The organism is Caballeronia sp. dw_276, from assembly GCF_018449635.1.
Classification (GTDB): Bacteria; Pseudomonadota; Gammaproteobacteria; order Burkholderiales; family Burkholderiaceae; genus Caballeronia.
In genome coordinates this window covers 26518-48129 of sequence record NZ_JAAVUV010000005.1, presented here as the reverse complement: position 1 = coordinate 48129, position 21612 = coordinate 26518, and the positions used below count along the sequence as shown (strand labels likewise).

18 protein-coding genes are annotated in these 21612 nt (G+C 60.5%); 8 read left to right on the top strand and 10 right to left on the bottom strand.

What is annotated here, in order from left to right; translation table 11 throughout:
• Positions 1-123 precede the first annotated feature (123 nt).
• From HB633_RS11585 to hutH, 3 genes are all read left to right on the top strand, one after another.
• Complete coding sequence (locus HB633_RS11585; RefSeq protein WP_213778266.1) at positions 124-3567, top strand: ATP-binding protein; 3444 nt, start codon at positions 124-126, stop codon at positions 3565-3567.
• A complete protein-coding gene (locus tag HB633_RS11580) occupies positions 3557-4507 on the top strand; it encodes a response regulator (protein WP_213778265.1) in 951 nt (316 codons plus the stop codon). Before HB633_RS11585 ends, HB633_RS11580 begins: the two co-directional genes overlap by 11 nt.
• Positions 4508-4772: 265 nt before the next feature.
• Positions 4773-6302: a histidine ammonia-lyase gene (gene hutH, locus HB633_RS11575; protein WP_213778264.1), complete on the top strand. Its 1530-nt coding sequence runs from the start codon at positions 4773-4775 to the stop codon at positions 6300-6302.
• Positions 6303-6331: 29 nt separating this feature from the next.
• Here the strand turns inward: hutH and hutC are convergent, their stop codons facing one another.
• The 5 genes from hutC to HB633_RS11550 are packed head-to-tail and all read right to left on the bottom strand — an operon-like array spanning position 6332 to position 10242.
• Complete coding sequence (hutC, locus tag HB633_RS11570; RefSeq protein WP_213778263.1) at positions 6332-7105, bottom strand: histidine utilization repressor; 774 nt, start codon at positions 7103-7105, stop codon at positions 6332-6334.
• 4 nt (positions 7106-7109) lie between these two features.
• Entirely contained in the window at positions 7110-7988 is an 879-nt protein-coding gene (locus HB633_RS11565; RefSeq protein WP_213778262.1) for an amino acid ABC transporter ATP-binding protein, read from the bottom strand.
• Between the two features lie 40 nt (positions 7989-8028).
• On the bottom strand, positions 8029-8697 hold the full coding sequence (locus tag HB633_RS11560) for an amino acid ABC transporter permease (RefSeq protein ID WP_213778261.1): 669 nt from the start codon (positions 8695-8697) through the stop codon (positions 8029-8031).
• An 8-nt stretch (positions 8698-8705) separates the two neighbouring features.
• Entirely contained in the window at positions 8706-9356 is a 651-nt protein-coding gene (locus tag HB633_RS11555) for an amino acid ABC transporter permease (protein WP_056353402.1), read from the bottom strand.
• 52 nt (positions 9357-9408) lie between these two features.
• Complete coding sequence (locus tag HB633_RS11550; RefSeq protein WP_213778260.1) at positions 9409-10242, bottom strand: transporter substrate-binding domain-containing protein; 834 nt, start codon at positions 10240-10242, stop codon at positions 9409-9411.
• Positions 10243-10537: 295 nt separating this feature from the next.
• Between HB633_RS11550 and HB633_RS11545 the strand changes: the two genes are divergently transcribed.
• From HB633_RS11545 to HB633_RS11535, 3 genes are read left to right on the top strand one after another with little or no spacing between them, the layout of a single operon-like run.
• Positions 10538-11509, top strand: coding sequence for a 2-oxoglutarate and iron-dependent oxygenase domain-containing protein (locus tag HB633_RS11545; RefSeq protein ID WP_213778259.1), 972 nt, complete (start codon positions 10538-10540; stop codon positions 11507-11509).
• Positions 11510-11516: 7 nt separating this feature from the next.
• Positions 11517-12911 carry an FAD-binding oxidoreductase gene (locus HB633_RS11540; RefSeq protein ID WP_255580887.1) on the top strand — a complete coding sequence of 465 codons (1395 nt, stop codon included), beginning with the start codon at positions 11517-11519 and terminating at the stop codon, positions 12909-12911.
• Positions 12908-14026 (top strand): aminotransferase class I/II-fold pyridoxal phosphate-dependent enzyme, encoded by a 1119-nt coding sequence (locus tag HB633_RS11535; RefSeq protein WP_213778257.1) that lies wholly within the window; start codon positions 12908-12910, stop codon positions 14024-14026. Before HB633_RS11540 ends, HB633_RS11535 begins: the two co-directional genes overlap by 4 nt.
• Here HB633_RS11535 and HB633_RS11530 read toward each other — a convergent pair.
• The 5 genes from HB633_RS11530 to HB633_RS11510 all read right to left on the bottom strand — a co-directional run bounded on the left by HB633_RS11530 (position 14023) and on the right by HB633_RS11510 (position 19033).
• Positions 14023-14691, bottom strand: a complete 669-nt coding sequence (locus tag HB633_RS11530) for an RraA family protein (protein ID WP_213778256.1) — start codon at positions 14689-14691, stop codon at positions 14023-14025. The genes HB633_RS11535 and HB633_RS11530 overlap by 4 nt on opposite strands.
• A gap of 13 nt (positions 14692-14704) precedes the next feature.
• Positions 14705-15727: an amidohydrolase family protein gene (locus HB633_RS11525; RefSeq protein WP_213778255.1), complete on the bottom strand. Its 1023-nt coding sequence runs from the start codon at positions 15725-15727 to the stop codon at positions 14705-14707.
• A 21-nt stretch (positions 15728-15748) separates the two neighbouring features.
• Positions 15749-17077, bottom strand: coding sequence for an MFS transporter (locus HB633_RS11520; RefSeq protein ID WP_213778254.1), 1329 nt, complete (start codon positions 17075-17077; stop codon positions 15749-15751).
• 252 nt (positions 17078-17329) lie between these two features.
• Positions 17330-18244 (bottom strand): LysR family transcriptional regulator, encoded by a 915-nt coding sequence (locus HB633_RS11515; protein ID WP_213778253.1) that lies wholly within the window; start codon positions 18242-18244, stop codon positions 17330-17332.
• A gap of 15 nt (positions 18245-18259) precedes the next feature.
• Positions 18260-19033 carry an IclR family transcriptional regulator C-terminal domain-containing protein gene (locus HB633_RS11510; protein WP_213778252.1) on the bottom strand — a complete coding sequence of 258 codons (774 nt, stop codon included), beginning with the start codon at positions 19031-19033 and terminating at the stop codon, positions 18260-18262.
• A 326-nt stretch (positions 19034-19359) separates the two neighbouring features.
• Between HB633_RS11510 and shiA the strand changes: the two genes are divergently transcribed.
• On the top strand, positions 19360-20667 hold the full coding sequence (gene shiA, locus HB633_RS11505) for a shikimate transporter (RefSeq protein WP_213778251.1): 1308 nt from the start codon (positions 19360-19362) through the stop codon (positions 20665-20667).
• A gap of 94 nt (positions 20668-20761) precedes the next feature.
• Positions 20762-21604, top strand: coding sequence for a 3-keto-5-aminohexanoate cleavage protein (locus HB633_RS11500; RefSeq protein WP_213778250.1), 843 nt, complete (start codon positions 20762-20764; stop codon positions 21602-21604).
• The last annotated feature ends 8 nt before the right edge of the window (positions 21605-21612 follow it).

Below are 21612 nucleotides of genomic sequence, written 5' to 3'. Positions count from 1 at the left end.
AGCGCGCGTATTTATGGATCGCTAGACTCACGACGCGACGCGCGTATGGACCGGCATTCCGGCCGCCGCGCGCACGTCGCTCCAGTGCATGTTCGTGCGATCTACCCGTTTCGACCGGCATTCATGAGCCTTATGCATCCATCCGATACCCCCGCCGCGGCGCCCGCGCTCGGCACCCAGCGCATCGTCAAGATCCGGCGCGACTACAACGCCTGGGTCGCCGACGAAACGCTCGAGGACTACGCGCTGCGCTTCACGCCCCGGTCGTTCCGGAAGTGGAGCGAGTTCCGGGTCGCGAACACGGCGCTGGGCGCAATTTCGTTTTTGGCGCTGGAAGCGATCGGCGGCTCGCTTGCGCTGAACTACGGCTTTGCGAACACCGTATGGGCGATCGTCGTGACGTCCGTGCTGATCTTCCTGACAGGACTGCCCATCAGTTATTACGCGGCCAATTGCGGCGTCGACATGGACCTGCTTACGCGCGGCGCCGGGTTCGGCTATCTCGGCTCGACGGTGACATCGCTGATTTACGCGGGCTTCACGTTTATTTTTTTCGCGCTGGAAGCCGCGATCATGTCGCTCGCGCTGGAAATGTATTTCCACATGCCGATAGCCGTTGCGTACCTGATCAGCGCGTTCGCGATCGTGCCGTTCGTCACGTTCGGCATTACGCTGATCAATCGATTGCAAAGCTGGACCCAGCCTGTCTGGATCGTGTTGCTGGTCGCGCCTTACGTGGCGATCCTGATCCGCGAGCCGCATCTTTTCTCCGACTGGGCCACGTTCGCGGGCTACGCGCAGGGCGGCCGCGAGTTCAGCCTGATGCCCTTCGGCGCGGCCTGTACGGTGATCTTCGCGCTCGTGGTGCAGATCGGCGAGCAGGTCGATTTCCTGCGGTTCCTCCCGCCGCGCACCGCGAAAAATCGTGTCCGATGGTGGTGTGCAATGCTCGCCGCAGGTCCGGGATGGATCGTGCCGGGGGCGCTCAAGATGCTCGGCGGTGCGTTCCTGATGTTTCTCGCGCTGCAGAACCAGATCGATCCGGCGCGCGCCACCGAGCCCACGCAGATGTATCTCGTCGCGTTTCGCTACGTATTCGATACACCCGGTTTCGCGCTTGCGGCAACCACGCTTTTCGTGATCGTCTCGCAGGTGAAGATCAACGTGACGAACGCGTATGCCGGTTCGCTCGCGTGGTCGAATTTTTTCGCGCGCCTTACGCACAGTCATCCGGGGCGCGTGGTGTGGCTCGTGTTCAACGTGCTGATCGCGCTGATGCTGGTCGAGCTTGGCGTGTTCGGCGCGATCGGCAAGGTGCTCGCGTTGTATTCGAACGTGGCGATTGCATGGATCGGCGCGCTCGTCGGCGATCTCGTGATCAACAAGCCGCTCGGTTACAGCCCGAAGGACGTCGAATTCAAGCGCGCCCATCTCTACGATGTCAACCCCGTCGGCGTCGGCGCAATGCTGATCGCGTCGGTGGCGGCGGCGCTATCGCAAGCGGGTTATCTCGGCGAGATCGCGCAGGCGCTGGCGCCGTTCATTGCGCTGGCGGTGGCCTTCGTGTGCTCGCCGCTGATCGCCATCGCCACGCGCGGACGCTTTTATCTTGCGCGGGGCAGCGCCGATCTGGAAGCCGGTTCGGTCTTGCGCTGCGTGATCTGCGAGAACCAGTTCGAGCGGGAAGACATGGCGTCGTGCCCGGCTTATGCAGGCGCTATTTGTTCGCTGTGCTGCTCGCTCGATTCGCGTTGTGGCGACACATGCAAACCGCATGCGCGGTTTTCATCGCAATTGACTGCTGCGTTGAAGCGCGCATTTCCCACCTTGGAACCTACATCGCAGACGTTGCGCGTCGGCCGTTACCTGATCTATCTGACAGTGACCTTGTCGCTGCTCGGCGCGATGCTTTATCTCTCGTACAGCCAGACCGCGCTGACGCTCGCCACCAGCAATGAGAGCGCGCTCGATACGTTGCTTCGCGGTTATCTCAAGGCTTTTTTTGCGCTCGCATTGGTGGGATGTATCGGCGTGTGGTGGCTCGTTCTCGCGAAGGAAAGCCGCGCGGTCACGCAGGAGGAATCGAAACGGCAGACGTTGCTGTTGATGCAGGAGATCGAAGCGCACCGTCTCACCGATGCTCGCCTGCAGCAAGCCAGCGCCGCCGCCGATGCGGCGAATCGCGCAAAAAGCCGCTACGTGACCGGCCTGAGCCACGAGTTGCGTACGCCGCTCAACAGCATCCTTGGCTACGCGCAGTTGTTGCTGCGCGGAGCGGGCGCGGTGGATGCGCCTCAACGCGACGCGCTTGCGACCATCTACCGGAGTGGCGAACATTTGCTCGCGCTCGTCGATGGCCTGCTCGACGTCGCGCGGATCGAAGCGGGAAAACTCCAGCTTGATGTCTCCGAGGTATCGCTGCCGGAACTCCTTACGCAACTCGGCGCGATGATGGAACCGCAAGCTGCGGAGAAAGGCCTGGCGTTTCATCTGGACACGAGCGGTCGTTTGCCGGCCGTCGTTCGCGCCGATGAAAAACGCGTCCGCCAGATCCTGATCAATCTGTTGGGCAATGCGGTCCGCTTTACCTCAGAAGGCTCCGTGCGCTTGCGCACGAGCCACGCGTGGGGTCTCGCGACGTTCGAAATAGAAGATACGGGTTCGGGCATTCCGGACGCACAACTCGAAGCGATTTTCCTGCCCTTTGAACGTGGCGAAGCAGCGCGTCCGAACGATCATGGCACGGGTCTCGGGCTGACGATCTGCCGCTTGCTGACAGAGATGATGGGAGGGCGGCTGGATGTGCAAAGCCGCGTCGGCACCGGCACGCGCTTCGTGCTCCAGTTGTTCCTGCCGGAAGTGCGCGAGCCTCGCGTGCTCGTGCCGCGTCCACGCGACGTACTCGGTTATCCCGGCCCGCGCCGTTCGGTTCTCGTGGCCGACGACCTGACCGATCAACGCCGTATCGTTACCGGCGTGCTCGAACCGCTGGGTTTCACCATGCTCGAAGCCAGCAGCGGACCACAGGCGCTGCAACTGCTCGCCACCAACAACGTCGACCTGATCGTGATGGATGTCGCCATGCCGTCGATGGACGGCTTCGAAGCAAGCCAGCTCATCCGCGAACACCGCTTAAGCGAAGCGCCCATTCTGATTCTGTCGGCGAACGCATTCGCGGGCGATGTGGAAAAAGGCGCCGCGGCCGGTTGCGACGATTACCTCGCGAAGCCGTTGCACGTGCCGCTGCTGCTGGACAAGGTCGCGGCCTTGCTCAAGTTCGAATGGCTCACCGACGCAACGGGCCAGGACAGCGCGGCATCCACGCCGCCGCCAAACGTCCCGTTGCCCGAACCCCTCGCCGAGGAGCTGCGACGCTACCTCGAACTCGGTTATATGGAGGGTTTTGTCGCGCAGTTGGAGGAGGCCGCGCAAACCCATCCCGAACTCGCCGATACCCTCGCGCCGCTGCATGAATCAGCACGCCGTTTCATGCTCGATGACCTCGACCTGCAACTACGCAAAAGCGATCAAGCCACCCCCGACGGAGCAACGCCTCATGCAGCCTGACATTCCACTGGGCCGCCCGGTGGTGCTTATCGTCGACGACACGCCCGACAATCTCGCCATGCTGTCGAGCGCGCTCGTGGCCGCGGGTTACGCGGTGCTCGTTGCGCTGGATGGCGCGTCCGCGCTCGAACGCATCGCGCGCCTCACGCCGGACGTGATCCTGCTCGACGCCATCATGCCCGGCATGGACGGCTTCGAAACCTGCGAACAGATCAAGAACAATCCGCTCTACAAGCATATTCCGGTGATCTTCATGACCGCGCTCGCCGATACACAGCACGTGGTGAAGGGCTTCAGGGTAGGGGGAATCGATTACGTGACCAAGCCGATCCGCCCCGATGAGGTCGTTGCGCGGATCGCGGCGCATGTCCGGCGTGCGGCGAGTCAGCGTCACGCGGATATCGTGCTCGAACTGAATTCGCGGGCGGCCGTGATTGCAAGCGCGCAGGGCGAAGTCCACTGGCATAGCGCGCTTGCGCCATCGCGGCTTGCGCATTTTTATGGCGGTGACGGCGATGTGGCCACCGCGGTCGCGCCGCTCACGCGCTTGCCCGGCGTGCTGGCCGACTGGTTGCTCGACTACACGGCGGCTCCGTGCGAAGACCGCGCGCAAACGGTCGAAATCCTGCCGGGCGGCGAACGCTTGATCGCCCGGATTGCGGGCGCGGCGAATCGCGGGACCTGGATCGTCGTCTTCGAAGAACATGCCGATGGCCGTGATACGGCCGATCTCGCCTCGCGTTTCACCCTGACGCAGCGGGAAGCGGAGGTTTTATTGTGGTTATCGCGTGGGAAAACGAATCGGGACATAGGCGAGATTCTCGGCATGAAACCGCGAACGGTGAACAAGCACCTGGAGCATATCTTCGAGAAGCTTGGTGTGGAAACCCGCACCGCTGCGGCCGCTGCAGCGCTAAACATCGCGCGGAATGCGGTATAGACAGGAATTTTAAAGCCCGAGGAAACGATTGAAGCAAATATTGAAATTTTAAAATTTGACGATTTGAATCGATTGCTTCAGTTTCCGCTCAAGATGCCGGTGTAGCAGGCTTTGACGCCCATTTCAGGGCGTTTTTCACGTTATCGAAGTCAGAAAATACTTGTATATACCGATTTTGTTGTCCTAGACTCGCGGTTATGCTCTTGTATAGACAAGATAGCCCTGCGTGAAAACGCGCAAGCCTGACAAGCCAAGGACAACACCGATGATCAAGCTCACCCCCGGCAAACTGACCCTCCCGCAACTGCGCCAGATCGCGCGCGAACGCGTCCGGCTCGAACTCGATCCCGCAAGCCACGCGGCAATCGACGCCAGCGCAAAAGCGGTCGAGGACATCGCTGCAAAAGGCCTCCCGGCCTACGGCATCAACACGGGTTTTGGCCGCCTTGCGAACACCCACATCCCCGCCGACCAGCTCGAACTCCTGCAGCGCAATCTGGTTCTGTCGCACGCGGTCGGGGTGGGCGAGCCAATGTCGCCGCCCGTCGTCCGTTTGTTGATGGCGCTGAAATTGTCTAGCCTCGGGCGCGGTCATTCCGGCATTCGCCGCAAGGTGATGGACGCCATGATCACGCTGTTCAACGCGGACGTGCTGCCTGTGATTCCGGTCAAGGGATCGGTTGGTGCATCGGGCGATCTCGCACCGCTCGCGCATATGTCGGGCGTGTTGATGGGTATCGGCGAGGTGTTCCTGGACGGAAAACTCGTTCCCGCGCTCGATGGCCTCAAATCAGTGGGCCTCGAACCGCTGACGCTGCAGGCCAAGGAAGGTCTCGCTTTGCTCAATGGCACACAGGCATCCACGGCGCTCGCGTTGTACAACATGTTCGCTATCGAAGATCTGTATCGCACGGGCCTGGTGTCGGGCGCGTTGTCGGTGGACGCCGCCGAAGGTTCCGTCGTTCCCTTCGATGCCCGCATCCACGCGTTGCGCGGCCATCAAGGCCAGATCGATGCAGCCGCTGCGTATCGCACATTGCTGGAAGGCTCGGACATCAATCTGTCGCATCAGGATTGCGACAAGGTCCAGGACCCGTACAGCCTTCGATGCCAGCCGCAAGTCATGGGCGCGTGTCTCGACCAGATTCGTCATGCGGGCAACGTGCTGCTGATCGAAGCGAATGCCGTATCGGACAATCCGCTGATTTTCCCGGACACGGGCGAAGTGCTTTCGGGCGGCAATTTCCACGCGGAGCCGGTTGCGTTTGCCGCCGATAACCTCGCCATTGCCGCCTCTGAAATCGGCGCATTGGCGGAGCGTCGCATTGCCTTGTTGATCGACGCAACGCTTTCGGGCTTGCCGCCTTTCCTCGTTCGCGATGGCGGTGTGAACTCGGGCTTCATGATCGCGCATGTGACGGCGGCAGCGCTTGCGTCGGAGAACAAGACTTACGCGCATCCGGCGTCGGTGGACTCGCTGCCGACATCGGCGAATCAGGAGGATCACGTTTCAATGGCGACGTTCGCCGCCCGCAAGCTCGGAGACATTGCCGAGAACGTGACGCATATCCTCGCGATCGAACTGCTCGCGGCGGCGCAAGGCGTGGATCTGAGAGCGCCGCATATGACAAGTCCGCGCTTGCAGCCGGTCATGCAATCCATTCGCGCCGATGTCGAGCATTACGAGCTCGATCATTACTTCGCGCCGGATATCGTGGCGGTTGCGAAGCAGGTCACGAGCGGCAAGATCGCCGGATTCTGCCCGCTGCAGTTTGCATCGCACGGCGCGGCTTGAGTTTCAAACGTACAGCGAGCAAAGCGTATTCAGCTTTGCCGCTGTATGTTGTCGCTGCTGAAGCGGCATCCCAAGCGGTATCGCGTGCCCGGATGCACGAAGCGCGCGAACGTCACCGCAACGTTGTTCGCCCACGTCCGGCGCACCAGCGTCAGGCATGGCTGATCGGGCCCGATCTCGAGCAAGCGTGCATCGGCACGAGAGGGCAGTTCCGCATCGACCACATGCTCGACTTCGTGCGCGGGCACCGTGTTGTACAAATACTCCGACGGCCGCACCGTCGAAAAATCCTGCTCGAGAAAATGCGGTGCGACTTCCGGATTCACATAGCGGTCTTCGAGCTGCACCGGCACCCCGTTCTCGCGATGTACGCACACCACATGAAACACCGACGCGCCAGGAGCCAGACCTAAAGCCGCCGATACATCGCTTGCGGCCGCCTCGCGCGCGGCAAGCATGATCGAATAGCCATACTCGTGACCACGGGCGCGAATTTCGTCGCCAATATGCGCGATCATCAGCAGCGTGGATTGCGGTTTCTCTTCCGCTATAAACGTCCCCACGCCCGAAAAGCGCGTCAATACCCCTTGTTCGGTCAGCTCGCGCAACGCACGGTTGATCGTCATGCGCGATACACCCAGCTCGCCGACCAGCGTCATCTCCGACGGAATCCGGTCGCCCGGCCGCCATTCCCCCGAGAGAATGCGCGTGCGGATATGCTCCTTCACGCGCTCGTAGCGTGCGAGCGGCGCCGGAGTTTCGGTTGTCGCCAATGCTGGGTTGGAAAGCCCGTTCGTATTCATGTCGTCATATCCTGCTGGATTCGGTCGCTACCGGCACGACGCCCGGAGCGGGTTCCTCACGGCGCGCCCAGAACGCATTCCGGTCGAGATAGTTTTGCAGAAACTGGCGAAGCCGTGGTTGTTGGGCGTTATGGAACACGTCTTCGGGCGAACCATGCGCCGCAATCTTGCCATGATCGATGAACACGACCGTATCCGCCACCTGCGCCGCAAAACCCATTTCGTGGGTGACGATGACCATCGTCATGCCGTCGTTGGCAAGGTCCTTCATGACTTGCAGCACTTCGCCGACCAGTTCCGGATCGAGCGCGGAGGTGGGTTCATCGAAGAGCATGATGTGCGGCTCCATCGCAAGCGCACGAGCGATGGCCACGCGTTGCTGCTGGCCGCCCGAAAGACGCGCGGGATGATTGTTCGCACGATCGGCGAGGCCGACTTTGTCGAGCATGGCAAGCGCGCGTTTGTGCGCTTCGGCCTTCGGAAGCTTGCGCACGCGTATCAGTGCTTCTGCTACATTTTCCATGGCCGTCATGTGCGGCCACAGGTTGAATTGCTGGAACACCATGCCTACGTTGCGGCGCACGCGGTTGATCTCGGCTTGTGGCGCGCGCACGCGCTTACCGCTGCGATCCATCACATAACCAAGCAATTCACCTTCGATGAAAATCTCGCCTTCGCCGTACTCCTCGAGGAAAGCAAGCGATCGCAGCAGGGTGCTTTTGCCTGAACCCGACGGCCCGATAATGCACGTCACCTCCGACTTGCGCACGGCGAGCGAGACGTCGTCGAGCACCTTGAGCGTGCCGAAATGCTTGCCGACATGCCGGGCATCGACAATGTATTCAGCCTGCGCCGGCGTGTTGCCGTTAATCGGTTTCTTCATGATTCAGCACTCAGTTTGTGGGGTCGCGTGTTCATTGCGATCAGCGCGTCAGGAAACGGCCGACGCGCAATTCGACCCATTGTCCGGCCCGTGACGCCACTTCCACGAGCACGAGATAACACACGCATAGCGCGAGCAGCGTTTCGACAAAGGCAAATTTCTCCGATCCGATGCCCGTCAGCACGAACGTCAATTCAGGCACAGTGACCACGGACAGTACCGCCGTCTCCTTGCTCAATACAATGATCAGATTGGTCAGCGCCGGCACGATGATCACCAGCATTTGCGGCAACTGTACGCGCATGATGACTTGAAGCCGCGTGAAGCCGAGACATTCCGCCGCTTCGATATGACCGCGCGGCACCGACGTAAAGCCCGAGCGGAACGCTTCCGCAAAATACGCGCTTCCGTACAAGCCCAATCCCACGATACCCGCCGTCAACGGTTCCAGCGACAACCCGAACGACGGACCGCCGTAATACAACACAAATAGCTGCACCAGAAACGGCGTGCCGCGAAAGATCTCGATATACGCGCGCAGGAATCCGCGTACCCATTTGCCGCAGAAAATCTGCAGCAACGCGATGGCAAAGCCAATTGCCATACCGATCAGCACACCGCCCATCCATACGGCGATGGTCGTCGCGAAACCTTCTGCGAGCGCGGGCAGGGAACCGGTAAGAACCGATGCATCGAAGTGAAGGGCCATGCTGATGCCTACCCCTGAGCCAGACGACGTTCGGCGCGATGCCCGGCGAGCGACAACGCACCGTTGATCACGAGATAGACGAGTCCGGCCGCGACATACGCTTCGAGCGGCCGATAGGTACTTGCTGCAATATTCTGCGCAGTGCGCGTGACATCGGCGACACCGACAACCGAGATCAGCGACGACGCCTTCACGAGCATCACCATTTCATTGACGAGCGAAGGCAGCGTCATGCGCAGCGCCTGAGGCACCTGGATGCGCAGCACGGCATGCACGCGCGACAACCCGAGCAATTGCGCCGCTTCAAGTTGCCCGTGCGGAATACCGATAAACCCGCCGCGCAAGATCTCGGCGAGATAAGCGGCCTCGCACAGTGAAACAGCAGCGGCCGCCGCGACCAGCGGTGGCACATTGATGCCGATAAAAGGCAGGAAGTAGTACGTCAGCAGAAGCTGCACGAGCAGCGGCACACCGCGAAAAAAACCGACATACGCGCCGCCTAGCTTCGAGACAAAAACGTTCTTGGAAAGCCGTGCGCTGCACACGCCGATCGCAACGACGAATCCCACCACCAGTCCGACAAGCGAAATCAGGACCGTGGCTTGCGCGGCCTTGATGAGAAGCGGCAGGGCGTCCAACAATGCGTGAAGGCTGAACATGGGCTCACCGTCAGGGGATTCGAGGGCGCCGGAGCGCCATCGGCTTCCTGGATCAATAGTTAGGCGCGGGCATGGTCGTCGGTGTTTCCATCGGCACGCCGAACCACTTCTTCTGCAAGGCCGCGAGCCGGCCGTCGCCATGCATCTTGATGATTGCCTGATTGATCGCATCGATCAGCGGTTTGCTGTCCGGATCCTTGCGGCCCAGGTAGCCGAAATAAACCTTCGTGCCGAACGGCGGCTGCACCACGGCGAAGGTATCGGGACGCTGACGCGCCACGTACGCGATGTTCGGCAGCGAGTTGCCCACGGCGACGATCCGGCCGGCTGCAAGGTCTGCATAGGCCTGATTGTTGTCGATGTATTCACGAACGCTCGTCTTGCCCGGCAGCGTCGCGACGTATTGCTTCAACTGGTCGAGTTGCGCCGAACCCTTGCCGCCGCCGACGGCTTTGCCCGCGACATCGGCGTTTGTCTTGATGCTTGTATCGTTCGCGCGCTTGAGCAGCGCAACCGTGCCGTCAGCAATCGGCAGCATGAATTCGTAGCGTTCCATGCGCGCTTTTGTGATGGTCACGGGACCACTGACGATATCGAACTTGCCGGCTTCGAGGCCCGGCAACACGCTCGGCCAAGGCAGATCGATGGAGCGAACCTTCACGCCCATTTCCTTCGAGAGTTCAGCAAAGAAATCCTTATTGAAACCTTGCTGCTGACCGTTTTCGAGGAAGTCGAACGGCGCGAACTGCATCTCCGTTCCGACAACCAGCTCACCCGCTTTTTTTACCTTCGCCAACTGGTCTTCCGCGTGGGCTGAAACAGAAACCGCTGTCGCGATCAGCGCAGCCACGAGCGCACGACCTTTCCACTTCGAGAACACATTCATTATTGAAATCCCCTGATTTAAGAACACCTGGCTTCTTGAGTCAGCGCAGGCGGGCAAGCGGTTTGGTGAGCGGTGCGACAGACAACGGCTAAGCGGCGACGTTGGAATTCCAGTAGTGCAATTCAGTATATACCGTCAATTTGCGGTGCCAAGCATGTCAAAAATACTTCGTGAGGATGAGTGTCGGCCCTGTATGAACGCGAGTTCAAGCTCGAACAAACGCCGGGTTGCGCTTGTGGATTTGGCGGTATATACAGACTGTGTTGTGATCGGAATTCAAACCCTGGAGTCATGAATGAGCTCGGCTTCTCACATTCCTGTCGTCGATATGGCGGCCGTTCGCGCGCATGATCCCGCCGGCTTGCGCGAAGCCGCTGCAGCGATCCGCGATGCCTGCACGAGCATCGGATTTTTCTACGTAAGCAATCACGGCGTGCCTGCGGACATACTCGATGGCGCAATAAAAGGCGCACGCGAATTCTTCGCACATGCGCCGGAAGTGAAGCGTCGCGTCGCGGTCAATCACCGGCATCGCGGCTTCAATGCGCTTGGCGACGCCGTCATGTATCAGGCAACCAAACCCGATTACAAGGAGTTTTTCAGCATCGGCCTGGAACTGGCTGAGGACGATCCCAGCGTGCTCGCGGGTGAAGCCTTGCGCGGCCCGAACAATTGGCCGGACTTCATGCCGTCGTTGCGACCGGCGTTGTATGGCTATTACGAAGCCATCGGCGCATGCGGTGCGGACTTGTTGCGCGCGGTCGCGGTGAGCCTCGACATCGATGAAGCGTTTTTTGCCGATAAATACACCAAGCGCATGCAGCGCACGCAGATGGTCTATTACCCGCCGCAAGCGCCGAAATCAGATGCCGATCAGTTCGGTGTCGCGCCGCATACGGACTACGGCTGCATCACGCTCCTGTGGCAGGACAACGTGGGCGGCCTGCAAGTGAAGGAGCTGGCAACGGATAGCTGGATCGACGCGCCGCCCATTCCCGGAACGCTCGTGGTGAACGTCGGCGATCTGCTCGCGCGCTGGTCCAATGATCGCTTTCGTTCGACGCTGCATCGCGTGATCAATAGTTCAGGGAAGGAGCGGTATTCGATCGCGACTTTCTACGATCCGACTTACGGCGCGCGCGTCGATCCTCGCGATCTCGGATTGAGCGATACACCCCCGCTGTACGATCCAGTCGCCGCAGGCGACTACATTCTCGGGCGTATCAACGACTCGATGGGTTACAGAAAGAAGCGCGCGAATGGTTGAGCCCGAAATGAACCAGATAGTACAAACGTTGATCGACGCATTGGGTGCGCAATCGGTGCGTGTTGGCGACGCCATCGAGCCGCGTTATCTCGGCGACTGGAGCGGACGTTCGCCGGTCGCGCCGTTGGCGGTCGTTCTGCCGCGTTCAGTTGATGAAGTCGCGACCGTCCTGCGGCTTTGCAATGAAGCGCATCAAAGCGTGGTGCCTCAAGGCGGCATGACAGGCCTTGCAGGCGGCTCGATTCCGTCAGGCGGCGACGTTTGCATTTCGATGGAACGGCTCGCGGGCATCGAAGAACTCGATGAAGCATCCGCCACCATGACGGTACTTGCCGGCACGACCTTGCAGACCGTTCAGGAAGCGGCACAGGCCGCGGGTTTCGAATTCGCGCTCGATCTCGGCGCGCGTGGCTCGTGTCAGATCGGCGGCAACCTCGCCACGAATGCGGGCGGTATTCGCGTGCTGCAATCGGGCACGGCAAGAGAACAGGTACTCGGACTCGAAGCCGTGCTCGCCGACGGCTCCGTGCTCAGTTCCATGAACAAGATGGTCAAGAACAACACGGGCTACGACCTGCGCAATCTGTTCATTGGATCAGAAGGGACGCTTGGCATCATCACGCGCGCAGTGTTGCGCCTCAAGCCGCGTCGTGCGGCACGCAGCACAGCGCTTTGTGCATTGAACGATTACGACGGCGCGGTTGCGTTGCTGCGTTCGCTGCAATCCGCTTTCGGCGATGAAATCGGTGCATTCGAAATCATGTGGCCGGATTTCTATGACTTTGGTGTGTCGCTGACGCGATCGGGACAATCGCCGCTTGGCCAAGCGTATCCGCTGTACGCGTTGATCGAACAAGCCGGTTTCTCCGATGACCACGGCGAACGCTTCGCCTCCGCGCTCAATGCGCAACTCGAGGCCGGCGTGGTGCTCAACGCGGTCATTGCGCAATCGCATGCCGAGACCCAGGCGCTTTGGGCGATCCGCGAAGCAACGGCAGAATTGCCGGTGAAGCTCGAGCCCATCAACTTCGACGTGAGCTTGCCGATAGGCGAGATCGGTCATTTCGTCGATGCCTGCCGCAAGGATTTTGGCGCACGGTGGCCATCGCATTACGGTCTGTACTTCGGCCATATCGGCGATTCGAATCTGCACGTCACGCTCGACGCGCGATCGATACCCGGCGTCACGGTGGAAGAAGTCGATCACGCGCTGTACGGCATGGTGCGTGACTATAAGGGATCGATATCGGCGGAACATGGCATCGGCTTGCTCAAGCGGCCGTTTCTCGGTTATTCGCGCAGTCCCGCCGAACTCGCGTGCATGCATGCGATCAAGCACGCGCTCGACCCGCGCGGCATTCTCAATCCGGGCAAGGTGTTGCCTGCGGAAGGTGCGCGATGAGTTTTATCGATGGCGTGCGTGCCGAAGTGCGCAGCTTGCCCGCTTATAACGCGGGCTTGTCCAGTGATCTTGTGCGCACGCGGTATGGCGTCTCGCATATTGCGAAGCTCGGCAGCAATGAAAATCCGCGGGGTGCAAGTGCATTGGTTCTGGCGCATCTTGCGAAGTGGACGTCCGCTGCTTCGCTCGCGCTCTATCCTGATCCATCATGTAGCGTTTTGCGCGCGAAGATCGCTGAGAAGCTGGATGCCGCGCCCGAACAGTTGCTATTCGGCAATGGCTCGGAAGACTTGCTTGCGATTGCGGCGCATACGTTCCTCGCTCCGGGCGATGAAGTGGTGACCGTGGTCCCGTCGTTTGGTTTGCACATCATTTATCCGCAGAGCGTCGGCGCGAAAGTCATCACGGTTCCCATGCGCGCCGATCTTGAATTCGATGTCGATGCGTTGATTGCCGCGATCTCCCCGAACACACGGATGCTGATCGTCAGTAACCCGAGCAATCCAGTCGGTTGCGCGATGAACGCGAGCGAAATGCGCCGGTTGTTGAGCGCTGTCTCGCCGAACACGCTTGTACTGTGGGACGAAGCCTATTTCGAATACGCCGCGGGGGAAGCCGGTTATCCGGACAGCCTCGCCGTATTGCGCGAATCCGGCTTGCCGTGGTTGCTATTGCGGACGTTTTCGAAAGCGTACGGGCTTGCCGGATTGCGCGTCGGATATGGCGTGGCATCGACGCCGGAGTTGGCCGGGTTGATGGAACGCATACGCACGCCGTTCAACATCAATCAAATTGCGCAGGAAGCAGCGGCCGTTGCGTTCGACGATCAATCGCATGTGATGGCGAGCGTGGAAGGCACACGCGTGGAGCGAGAACAAATGCGCGCGGCGCTCGAAGCACTCGGCATCACTCCGGCGCGCTCGCTCGCCAACTTTCTATTCTTCGACTGCGGTGAAGACGCCGCTGCGCTCGCCGCGCGCATGCTTGCTGATGGCGTAATCGTGAAGCCCTGGCGCGAAGCGGGCTACGAGACCTGCATGCGCGTATCCACAGGAAGCGCCGCCGACAACGCGATGTTCATCGAATCGTACAAGCGGCGCCGCGCAGCAGCTTAAACGCCCATCATCTTCTTCTCTTGCGCCTCGATCCAGTCGCGATCGAAATGCCCCTCGGCGATCGATCGCAGCGCGGCGGCTTCCTTGTCTGCCTGACGCTTCGCGCCTTCGATCACGGCGATCACGTCGTCTGGCGGAATCGCAAGTACGCCGTCCGCATCGCCAACAATGATGTCGCCCGGATGCACGACCATGCCGCCTACGGTCACCGGCACGTTCACTTCACCGGGCCCATTCTTGTACGGTCCGCGATGCGTCGCGCCGCGTGCATAGACGGGAAAGCTGTGCTCGCTCAGCGCGCCGACGTCACGGATAGCGCCATCGATTACAAGACCCTGTACGCCGAGGCTCTCGGCGTAGGTCGCCATGATTTCGCCCATGAGCGCTTGTGTGAGGTCGCCGCCGCCATCGATCACGAGTACGTCGCCGGGGCGGCAAAAGTCGAACGCGCGATGAATCGCGAGGTTATCGCCCGGGCGCGTGCGCACGGTCACGGCGGTCCCGGCCATCGGCTTCGGCTTGTGATAGGGCAGAAGTCCTATCGTGCCGCTTACGCGCGCCATGTTGTCGCTCAACAGCGACACAGCGAGGCCGCGCAACGTCTCCAGAGTTTCGGGACTCGCTTGCGGCGCGGATGCATTCCGGCGCCATCCAGGTTGATTCATGACTGTTTCTCCTTCAGGAAAACTGGCGGGTGATCTGGTTTGAAAGACGCGGATATACAGCGCGCGCGTTGTCTTCATAAATGCGTTGGCGATCGGCGGCCGAGAGCCATTCGATGTTATCGATATAACGGCGGGTATCGTCGTAGTAATGCCCCGTCTCGGGATCGATGCCCTGAACCGCGCCGATCGTCTCCGATGCAAACAGGATGTTCTCAACGGGTATCACTTTGGCCAGCAGGTCGGTGCCGGGCTGGTGATACACGCAGGTATCGAAGAACACGTTCTTGAGCAAATAGTCCTTCAACAAAGGCTTTTTCATGTCCTGCGCGAGCCCGCGATACCGCCCCCAGTGATAAGGAACAGCGCCGCCGCCATGCGGGATGATGAAGCGTAATGTGGGGAAGTCGGCGAACAGGTCGCCGCTCAGCAGCTGCATGAAGGCGGACGTGTCGCCGTTGATGTAGTGCGCGCCGGTCGCGTGGAAGTTCGCGTTGCACGACGATGAAACGTGAATCATTGCGGGCACGTCGAATTCGACCATCGCTTCATATAACGGGTACCAGGAGCGGTCGGTCAGCGGCAAGCCGGTCCAGTGACCGCCAGATGGATCGGGGTTCAGGTTGCACCCTACAAAGCCCAGTTCATCGACACATCGGCGCAACTCGGTAATGCAATTCGAAGGTGCCACGCCCGGTGCCTGCGGCAATTGGCATACGCCCACGAAGCTGCGAGGAAAAAGCGAGCACACACGATGAACCAGGTCGTTGCTCTCTTGCGACCAGTGGGCGTTGGCATCGGCGCCGGCGAGGTGATGGCCCATGCCGGCCGCGCGCGGGGAGAAGATCGTGAGATCGGTGCCGCGCTCGCGCTGAATGCGCAACTGTCCTGCTTCGATGCTCTCGCGTATCTGGTCGTCGGTGATAACGGGGCGCGGAGGAGGCGGCAAGCCGTCCTTCAACGCGGTAATCTGCGCCGCGCGCCATGCTTCGTGTTCGGGCGGGGATGTCGTGTAGTGACCGTGACAATCGATAATCATTGCTGGGTTCCAGATCAGGGCTTAATGAAGATGTCCCGCAGGGGAGTCGCCGGCGGGCATCGCATCGAGTTCGTCTTCCGTGGGTTTCACGCGCATCACCAGGGCAATGACGGTTGCCACGACCAGGAAGGCTGCAATGGTCAGGAGCGCGAGCTTGAAGTTGCCCGTCGCGCTGCGCACGAGACCAATGCTCCACGGCCCGACCAGTCCGCCGAACTGCGCGATGGTGTTGATCAGCGCAATCGTCGCGGCGCCCGCCGCACCCGTCCTGAACGATGAAGCGAGACTCCAGAACAGCGGATTGCCTGCATAGATGAAGAGTCCCGTCACGCAAAGCAGCGCATAGGCGATCACCGGGTTCGGCGCATAAGCGCTGCCTGCAATTGCGAGCGCGCTCATCCCATACACGAAGGCAAGATGCTTCTTCCGGTCGCCGGTTCTGTCCGAGCTGCGGCTGATCACGAGCGTGCCGACAACACCAAGAAGCGGCGGCACGGCGGACAGGAACCCGACCTCCAGATTGCTCAGATGACCCAGGCTCTTCACGATCTGCGGCAGCCACAGGAAGAGACCATAGATACCCACGAGTGCGCAGCCGAAGAGACATGCAAGACTCCAGACGCGGATATCGCTGGCTACGCGCAGCATTGGGAAGTGTTTATCGGCGCCGAGCGCTTCGCGTTCTTTCGCAAGCGTGGATTCGAGCCAGTGTTGTTGTTCGGGCGTGAGCCACGCTGCTTCCGACGGGCGCTCCGTCATCAGGCGCAAGGTCAGCAAGCCGAGCAACATTGCGGGAACGCCTTCGAGGATGAACATCCATTGCCATCCTTGCAGGCCGAGCGGTCCGTTCGCGTAGGTCATGAGCGCGGTCGAGATGGGTCCGCCGAGCACCGCTGAAAACGATCCCGCGATGATGTAGCCACCCACCGCTCGTGCGCGGTAGCGCAACGGAAACCACTTCGTCAGGTACACCGCAACGCCGGGCAGAAAACCCGCTTCCATCACGCCGAGCAGGAAACGCAGCACGTAGAAGCTCGACTCGCTGAAGACAAATGCGGTTGCGGCCGCGACCGCGCCCCACGTCAGAAGAATCCGCGCGATCCAGAGCCGGGCGCCAAGCCGATGCAGCAATAAATTGCTCGGCACTTCGAGCAGCATGTAGCCAAAGAAAAAGATGCTGCCTGCGAAGCCGAATACGGCGGGGCTGAAGCCGAGCTCCTTGTTCATATCGAGCGCGGCGAAACCGATGTTGATCCGGTCGAGATAATTGAAGAACATCATCGCGAAGAGCAGCGGCATCAGGCGGCCGTACACCTTGCGCATGGTCGAGCTTTCGATCGGATCGATCATCAACGTCTCCTGTCTTTTTTAGCGCCCGTGGACCGGGTGTCGTATGTGCGATTCGCTTTGGTACGGAAAAGCGTATTTACGCGGCGCAATGCCGGCGATTGTCTGATTCAAATCCGGAGCGTGTTGTCATGCGAGCGTTCAGGACTGCGGCGGACCTTGCCGCCGCGCGGGATGCCTGACTGATGGAGTGATCTTAAGAACCTGAACGCGGCACGTCCAAGACCGTGTTTTTATCTTTTTATAATGATTTACTTATAGTGCGGGCGCTGGGTCGGACCCACGCGCAGGCACTGGCGTGAGGCACTTGAGAAACGCCTGAAGATGAGACGATGTATCGTCGCTGCGAAAGCTTGCTGAAAGTGTCGTGGTCTGCGAAGCCAACGGTGCATCGAGACGAAGATAGACGACGTCGGACCGTCCGTGCCGCGCGACTGACTCGCCCACGAACGTCACGCCCAGCCCGGCCGCGACCAGCGCGATGGCCGTCTGGATCTCGTAAGCCTGATGCGCGATATGCGGCGTGACGCTGGCATTGCGATAGAGCGACTCCACGAAGCGCGAGTACAACCCGTTCGAATGCTTGGGGTAGAGCACGAGCGGGGTATCGGCGAGTTGCGTGATGCGCACCGACTTCTTGCGTGCAAGCGGATGATCCGGAGCGAGTACAACCGTGACCCGTTCGTGCAACAGTGGCAGCGTGGTGCAGCCTGCAATGGCCTGAACCTGCCGCCCGATGGCGACGTGAATCCGCGTCTCGTGTAGCGCGTCGGTCTGTTCTTCGGTCAGCATCTCGAAGAGTTTCAACTCGACGTTGGGATAAGCGCGATGAAATGCCTTCAGCGCGGGAGGCAGCACGCTGTACATCGACGAACGCGTGAACCCTATGCCGAGCCACCCGCGCAAGCCGAGTCCGATTTCACGCGTGCCGAGCGCGGCCTGATCGTACGATGCAAGTATCTGTCGCGCCTCGATGCACAAATAACTTCCCGCTTCGGTCAGGCGCAGCGGACGGCTGCCCCGGTCCACGAGTTGCGTGCCAAGCCGTTCTTCCAACGCGCGAATCTGCTGGCTGAGCGCGGGCTGCGCAATATGCAACCGGTCCGCCGCGCGGCTGAAGTTGAGTTCTTCCGCGAGGACCACAAACGCGTGCAGGTGCCGTAGATTCATGATGTCTGTGCTCGCTCAGACCACATTCAGCATGGCGAGCGCGGTCTCTTGCAGATGATGCACCACGCGATTCGTCGCGGCTTCGGTGGTTTCACGTCCTATCGGCATGTTGGTGCTGAGCGCCGCCACGACTTCACCATGTCTGTCTTTCACCGGCACCGCAATGCCGCGCACGCCGACCTGCAGTTGCTGTTCGATGACCGCAAAGCCATCGGCGCGCGCCTGACGGATTTTCTCCTGCAGCCGGACCTTGTTGGTCAGCGTATGCGGCGTGAACGGCGCGAGCGACGTGGTGTTGAGCCACTCGTGGACCGCTTCTTCGTCGGGCTTGTGGGCGAGCAGCACAACGCCGGGCGACGTCAATGGCGCCGGGACGCGCGCCCCGAGCACGAAGCCGGTCGTCATCACGCGCGAGGTCCCGTTGCGCGCGATGAACACGAGCTCCCATTCGTCGAGCACGCTCATGTAGACCGACTCGTTGAGCGTCGCGCTGAGTTGTTGCAGGTAGGGCTGAACCAGCTTGGGCAAGCGCGCGGAATCGAAATACGACCATCCAACCCGCAGCACGCGTGGGGTAAGCCCGAAGAGCTTGCCGTCGCTTTCGACGTAGCCCAGATGTTCCAGCGTCAGCAAATGCCGCCGCGCGGCCGTGCGCGTCATGCCTGTGCGGGTCGCGGCCTGGGTCGGCGTCATGCGCGCATGTTCGCTGTCGAAAGCCTCGAGTATCGCAAGACCTTTTTCGAGTCCCGCGATCCAGTCGCGTTTGTCGAGCGGCGGGCGTTTGGTCATGAGCATTAACCCTGGTTTTTGTGCGATCAGTGATGACGTACGGGCGATTATCGCTCACGCGAGCGCTCTTATGTTCGGCGCGCCCGTTTCGCAGAATCCCGTTAGCATGCGTCCCGGGAACGGCTCTGTGCCTTAGTGCTAACCCCCAAAACGATCGCTAATCGCACATTCTCGTTCGATAATCGCATCGCAATCAACGGAAACCATTGCTCCACGAAAGACGCCACCCTATGCTCCATTCACCGCTGAACCGATCGACCCGCCCACGCGGGCGGCACGTAAAAAAACATCGGACAGTCAAACCAATACAGATCAGAGACAACGCAATGACTATCGCAATCCAGCCTGTCGACGTCGCCAGTATCGACCTCGACAAGAGCCGCGCCCGCAAGGCGGCACTCGGCAGTTTCGTAGGCGCAGTGGTCGACTGGTATGACTTCCTGCTCTACGGGATCATCGCCGCGATTGTGTTCAACACCGAGTTCTTCCCGAAGGTCAGCCCGGCGATGGGCACGCTCGCGGCGTTCGGCACGTTCGGCGTGGGGTTCCTGTTCCGGCCGCTGGGCGGATTCGTGTTCGGCCACTACGGCGACAGGCTTGGCCGCAAACGCATGCTTGTGCTGACCGTGATGATGATGGGTTTGTCGACGGCGTTGATTGGTCTGTTGCCTACATTTGCGACTGTCGGCTGGTGGGCGCCGGTGTTGTTGATCGCGTTGCGTGCGATCCAGGGGTTTGCTGTAGGCGGCGAATGGGGCGGGGCGGCGCTGATGGCGGTGGAAAGCGCGCCGAGCAAAAAGAAAGCGTTCTATAGCAGCGGCGTGCAAGTCGGTTATGGCGTCGGGCTGATCCTGGCAACGGGCATTGTCTCCATTCTCAGCCAGACCATGGACGACGCCACCTTCAAGAGCTGGGGCTGGCGCATTCCGTTCGTGTTCAGCGTCGTGCTCGTGCTGATTGGATTGTGGGTTCGATCGAGCATGGAAGAGTCACAGGAGTTCGTGCACAAGGTCATCGAAAAGGGACAAAAAGCCAAACGCCTGCCCATCTTCGAAGCGCTGCGCCAGCATCCGAAAGCGTTCCTGCTGATCATCGCGCTGCGTCTCGCAGAGCTTTTTACGATGTACATCGTCACCGCTTTCGCGCTGAGCTATTCCACGAGCAATCTCGGCATGCCGCGCCAGTTTTTCCTGAACATAGGCTTGCTGGTTGGCGCCGTCAGCATTCTGACCATCCCGTGTTTCGCCATCCTCGCCGACCGCTTCGGCCGCCGCCGGATCTACATCATCGGCGCGGTGATCGGCATGTTGAGCGCCGTGCCGTTCTTTCTCGCACTCGATGCACGCTCGACTGTCTGGATCGTCATCTTCTCGGTGATGCTTGCGAACATTGCGCACGACATGGTGGTGAGCGTCCAGCAGCCGATGTTCACCGAACTCTTCGGCACCGAATACCGTTACAGCGGCGCGGGCGTGGGCTACCAGGTGGCGAGCGTGGTCGGCGGCGGATTCACGCCGTTCATTGCGGTGGCGCTGGTGAGCTTCGCCGGTGGTTCGTGGCATCCGGTTGCGGCGTATCTTGCCATCGGATGCGCGCTATCGGTGCTCGTGGCCGCGAAGATGAAAAAGACCTGAACCAGAGGTGTGGCCTGGAACCTGAGAGAGGGCGTGACTTGGATGTTGTTCGAGCGATGCCCTGCAAACATAGACTCAATCAATGGACGCAGTCATGACTGATCCCTGCATCATCTCCGTCGCGGTTACCGGGTCCGTGCCGCGCAAGAAAGACAATCCCGCTGTGCCCATATCGATTGCCGAGCAGATCGAAAGCACGCACGAGTCCTATGAAGCGGGCGCGTCGCTTGTGCATCTGCACGTTCGCGACGAACAGGAGAATTCGAGTTCGGACCGATCGCGTTTCGAAGAATTGCAGGCGGGCATCCGCAAGCATTGCCCGGACATCATCATCCAGTTTTCGACGGGCGGCCGCGGCCGCTCATTCGAACAACGAGGCGCGATGCTCGACTTGCGTCCCGACATGGCGTCGCTTGCAACCGGGTCGGTCAATTTCCCGACGACGGTCTATGAAAATCCGCCTGATTTTGTCAGATCGCTGGCAAAGTCGATGCTCGATCACAACGTCAAGCCCGAGATCGAGATCTTCGACCTCGCGATGCTTTACAGCACGGTGGACCTCGTTGCACAGGGTTTGCTTGCATCGCCGGTACATGTGCAATTCGTGATGGGCGTGAAGAATGCGTTGCCGGCGAAGCGCGAGATCCTTGCATTCGAAGTCGAGCGCTTGCGCGCCGAGTTGCCCGATGCCACCTGGACAGCGGCGGGGATCGGGCGGCATCAGCTTGAAGTGAACCGTTGGACGCTCGAGCTTGGCGGGCATTGCCGCACGGGTCTGGAAGACAACATTCGTTGGGACAAGGACACGCTCGCCAGTAGCAATGCGCAACTGGTCGGGAGGGTTGCGTCGCTTTGTGCCGAGTATGGACGCGAGGTTGCGACCGCTGTGCAAGCACGCGAGTTGCTGCATCTTCCCGCCATCACCACGCAACATTAAGAGCGCAC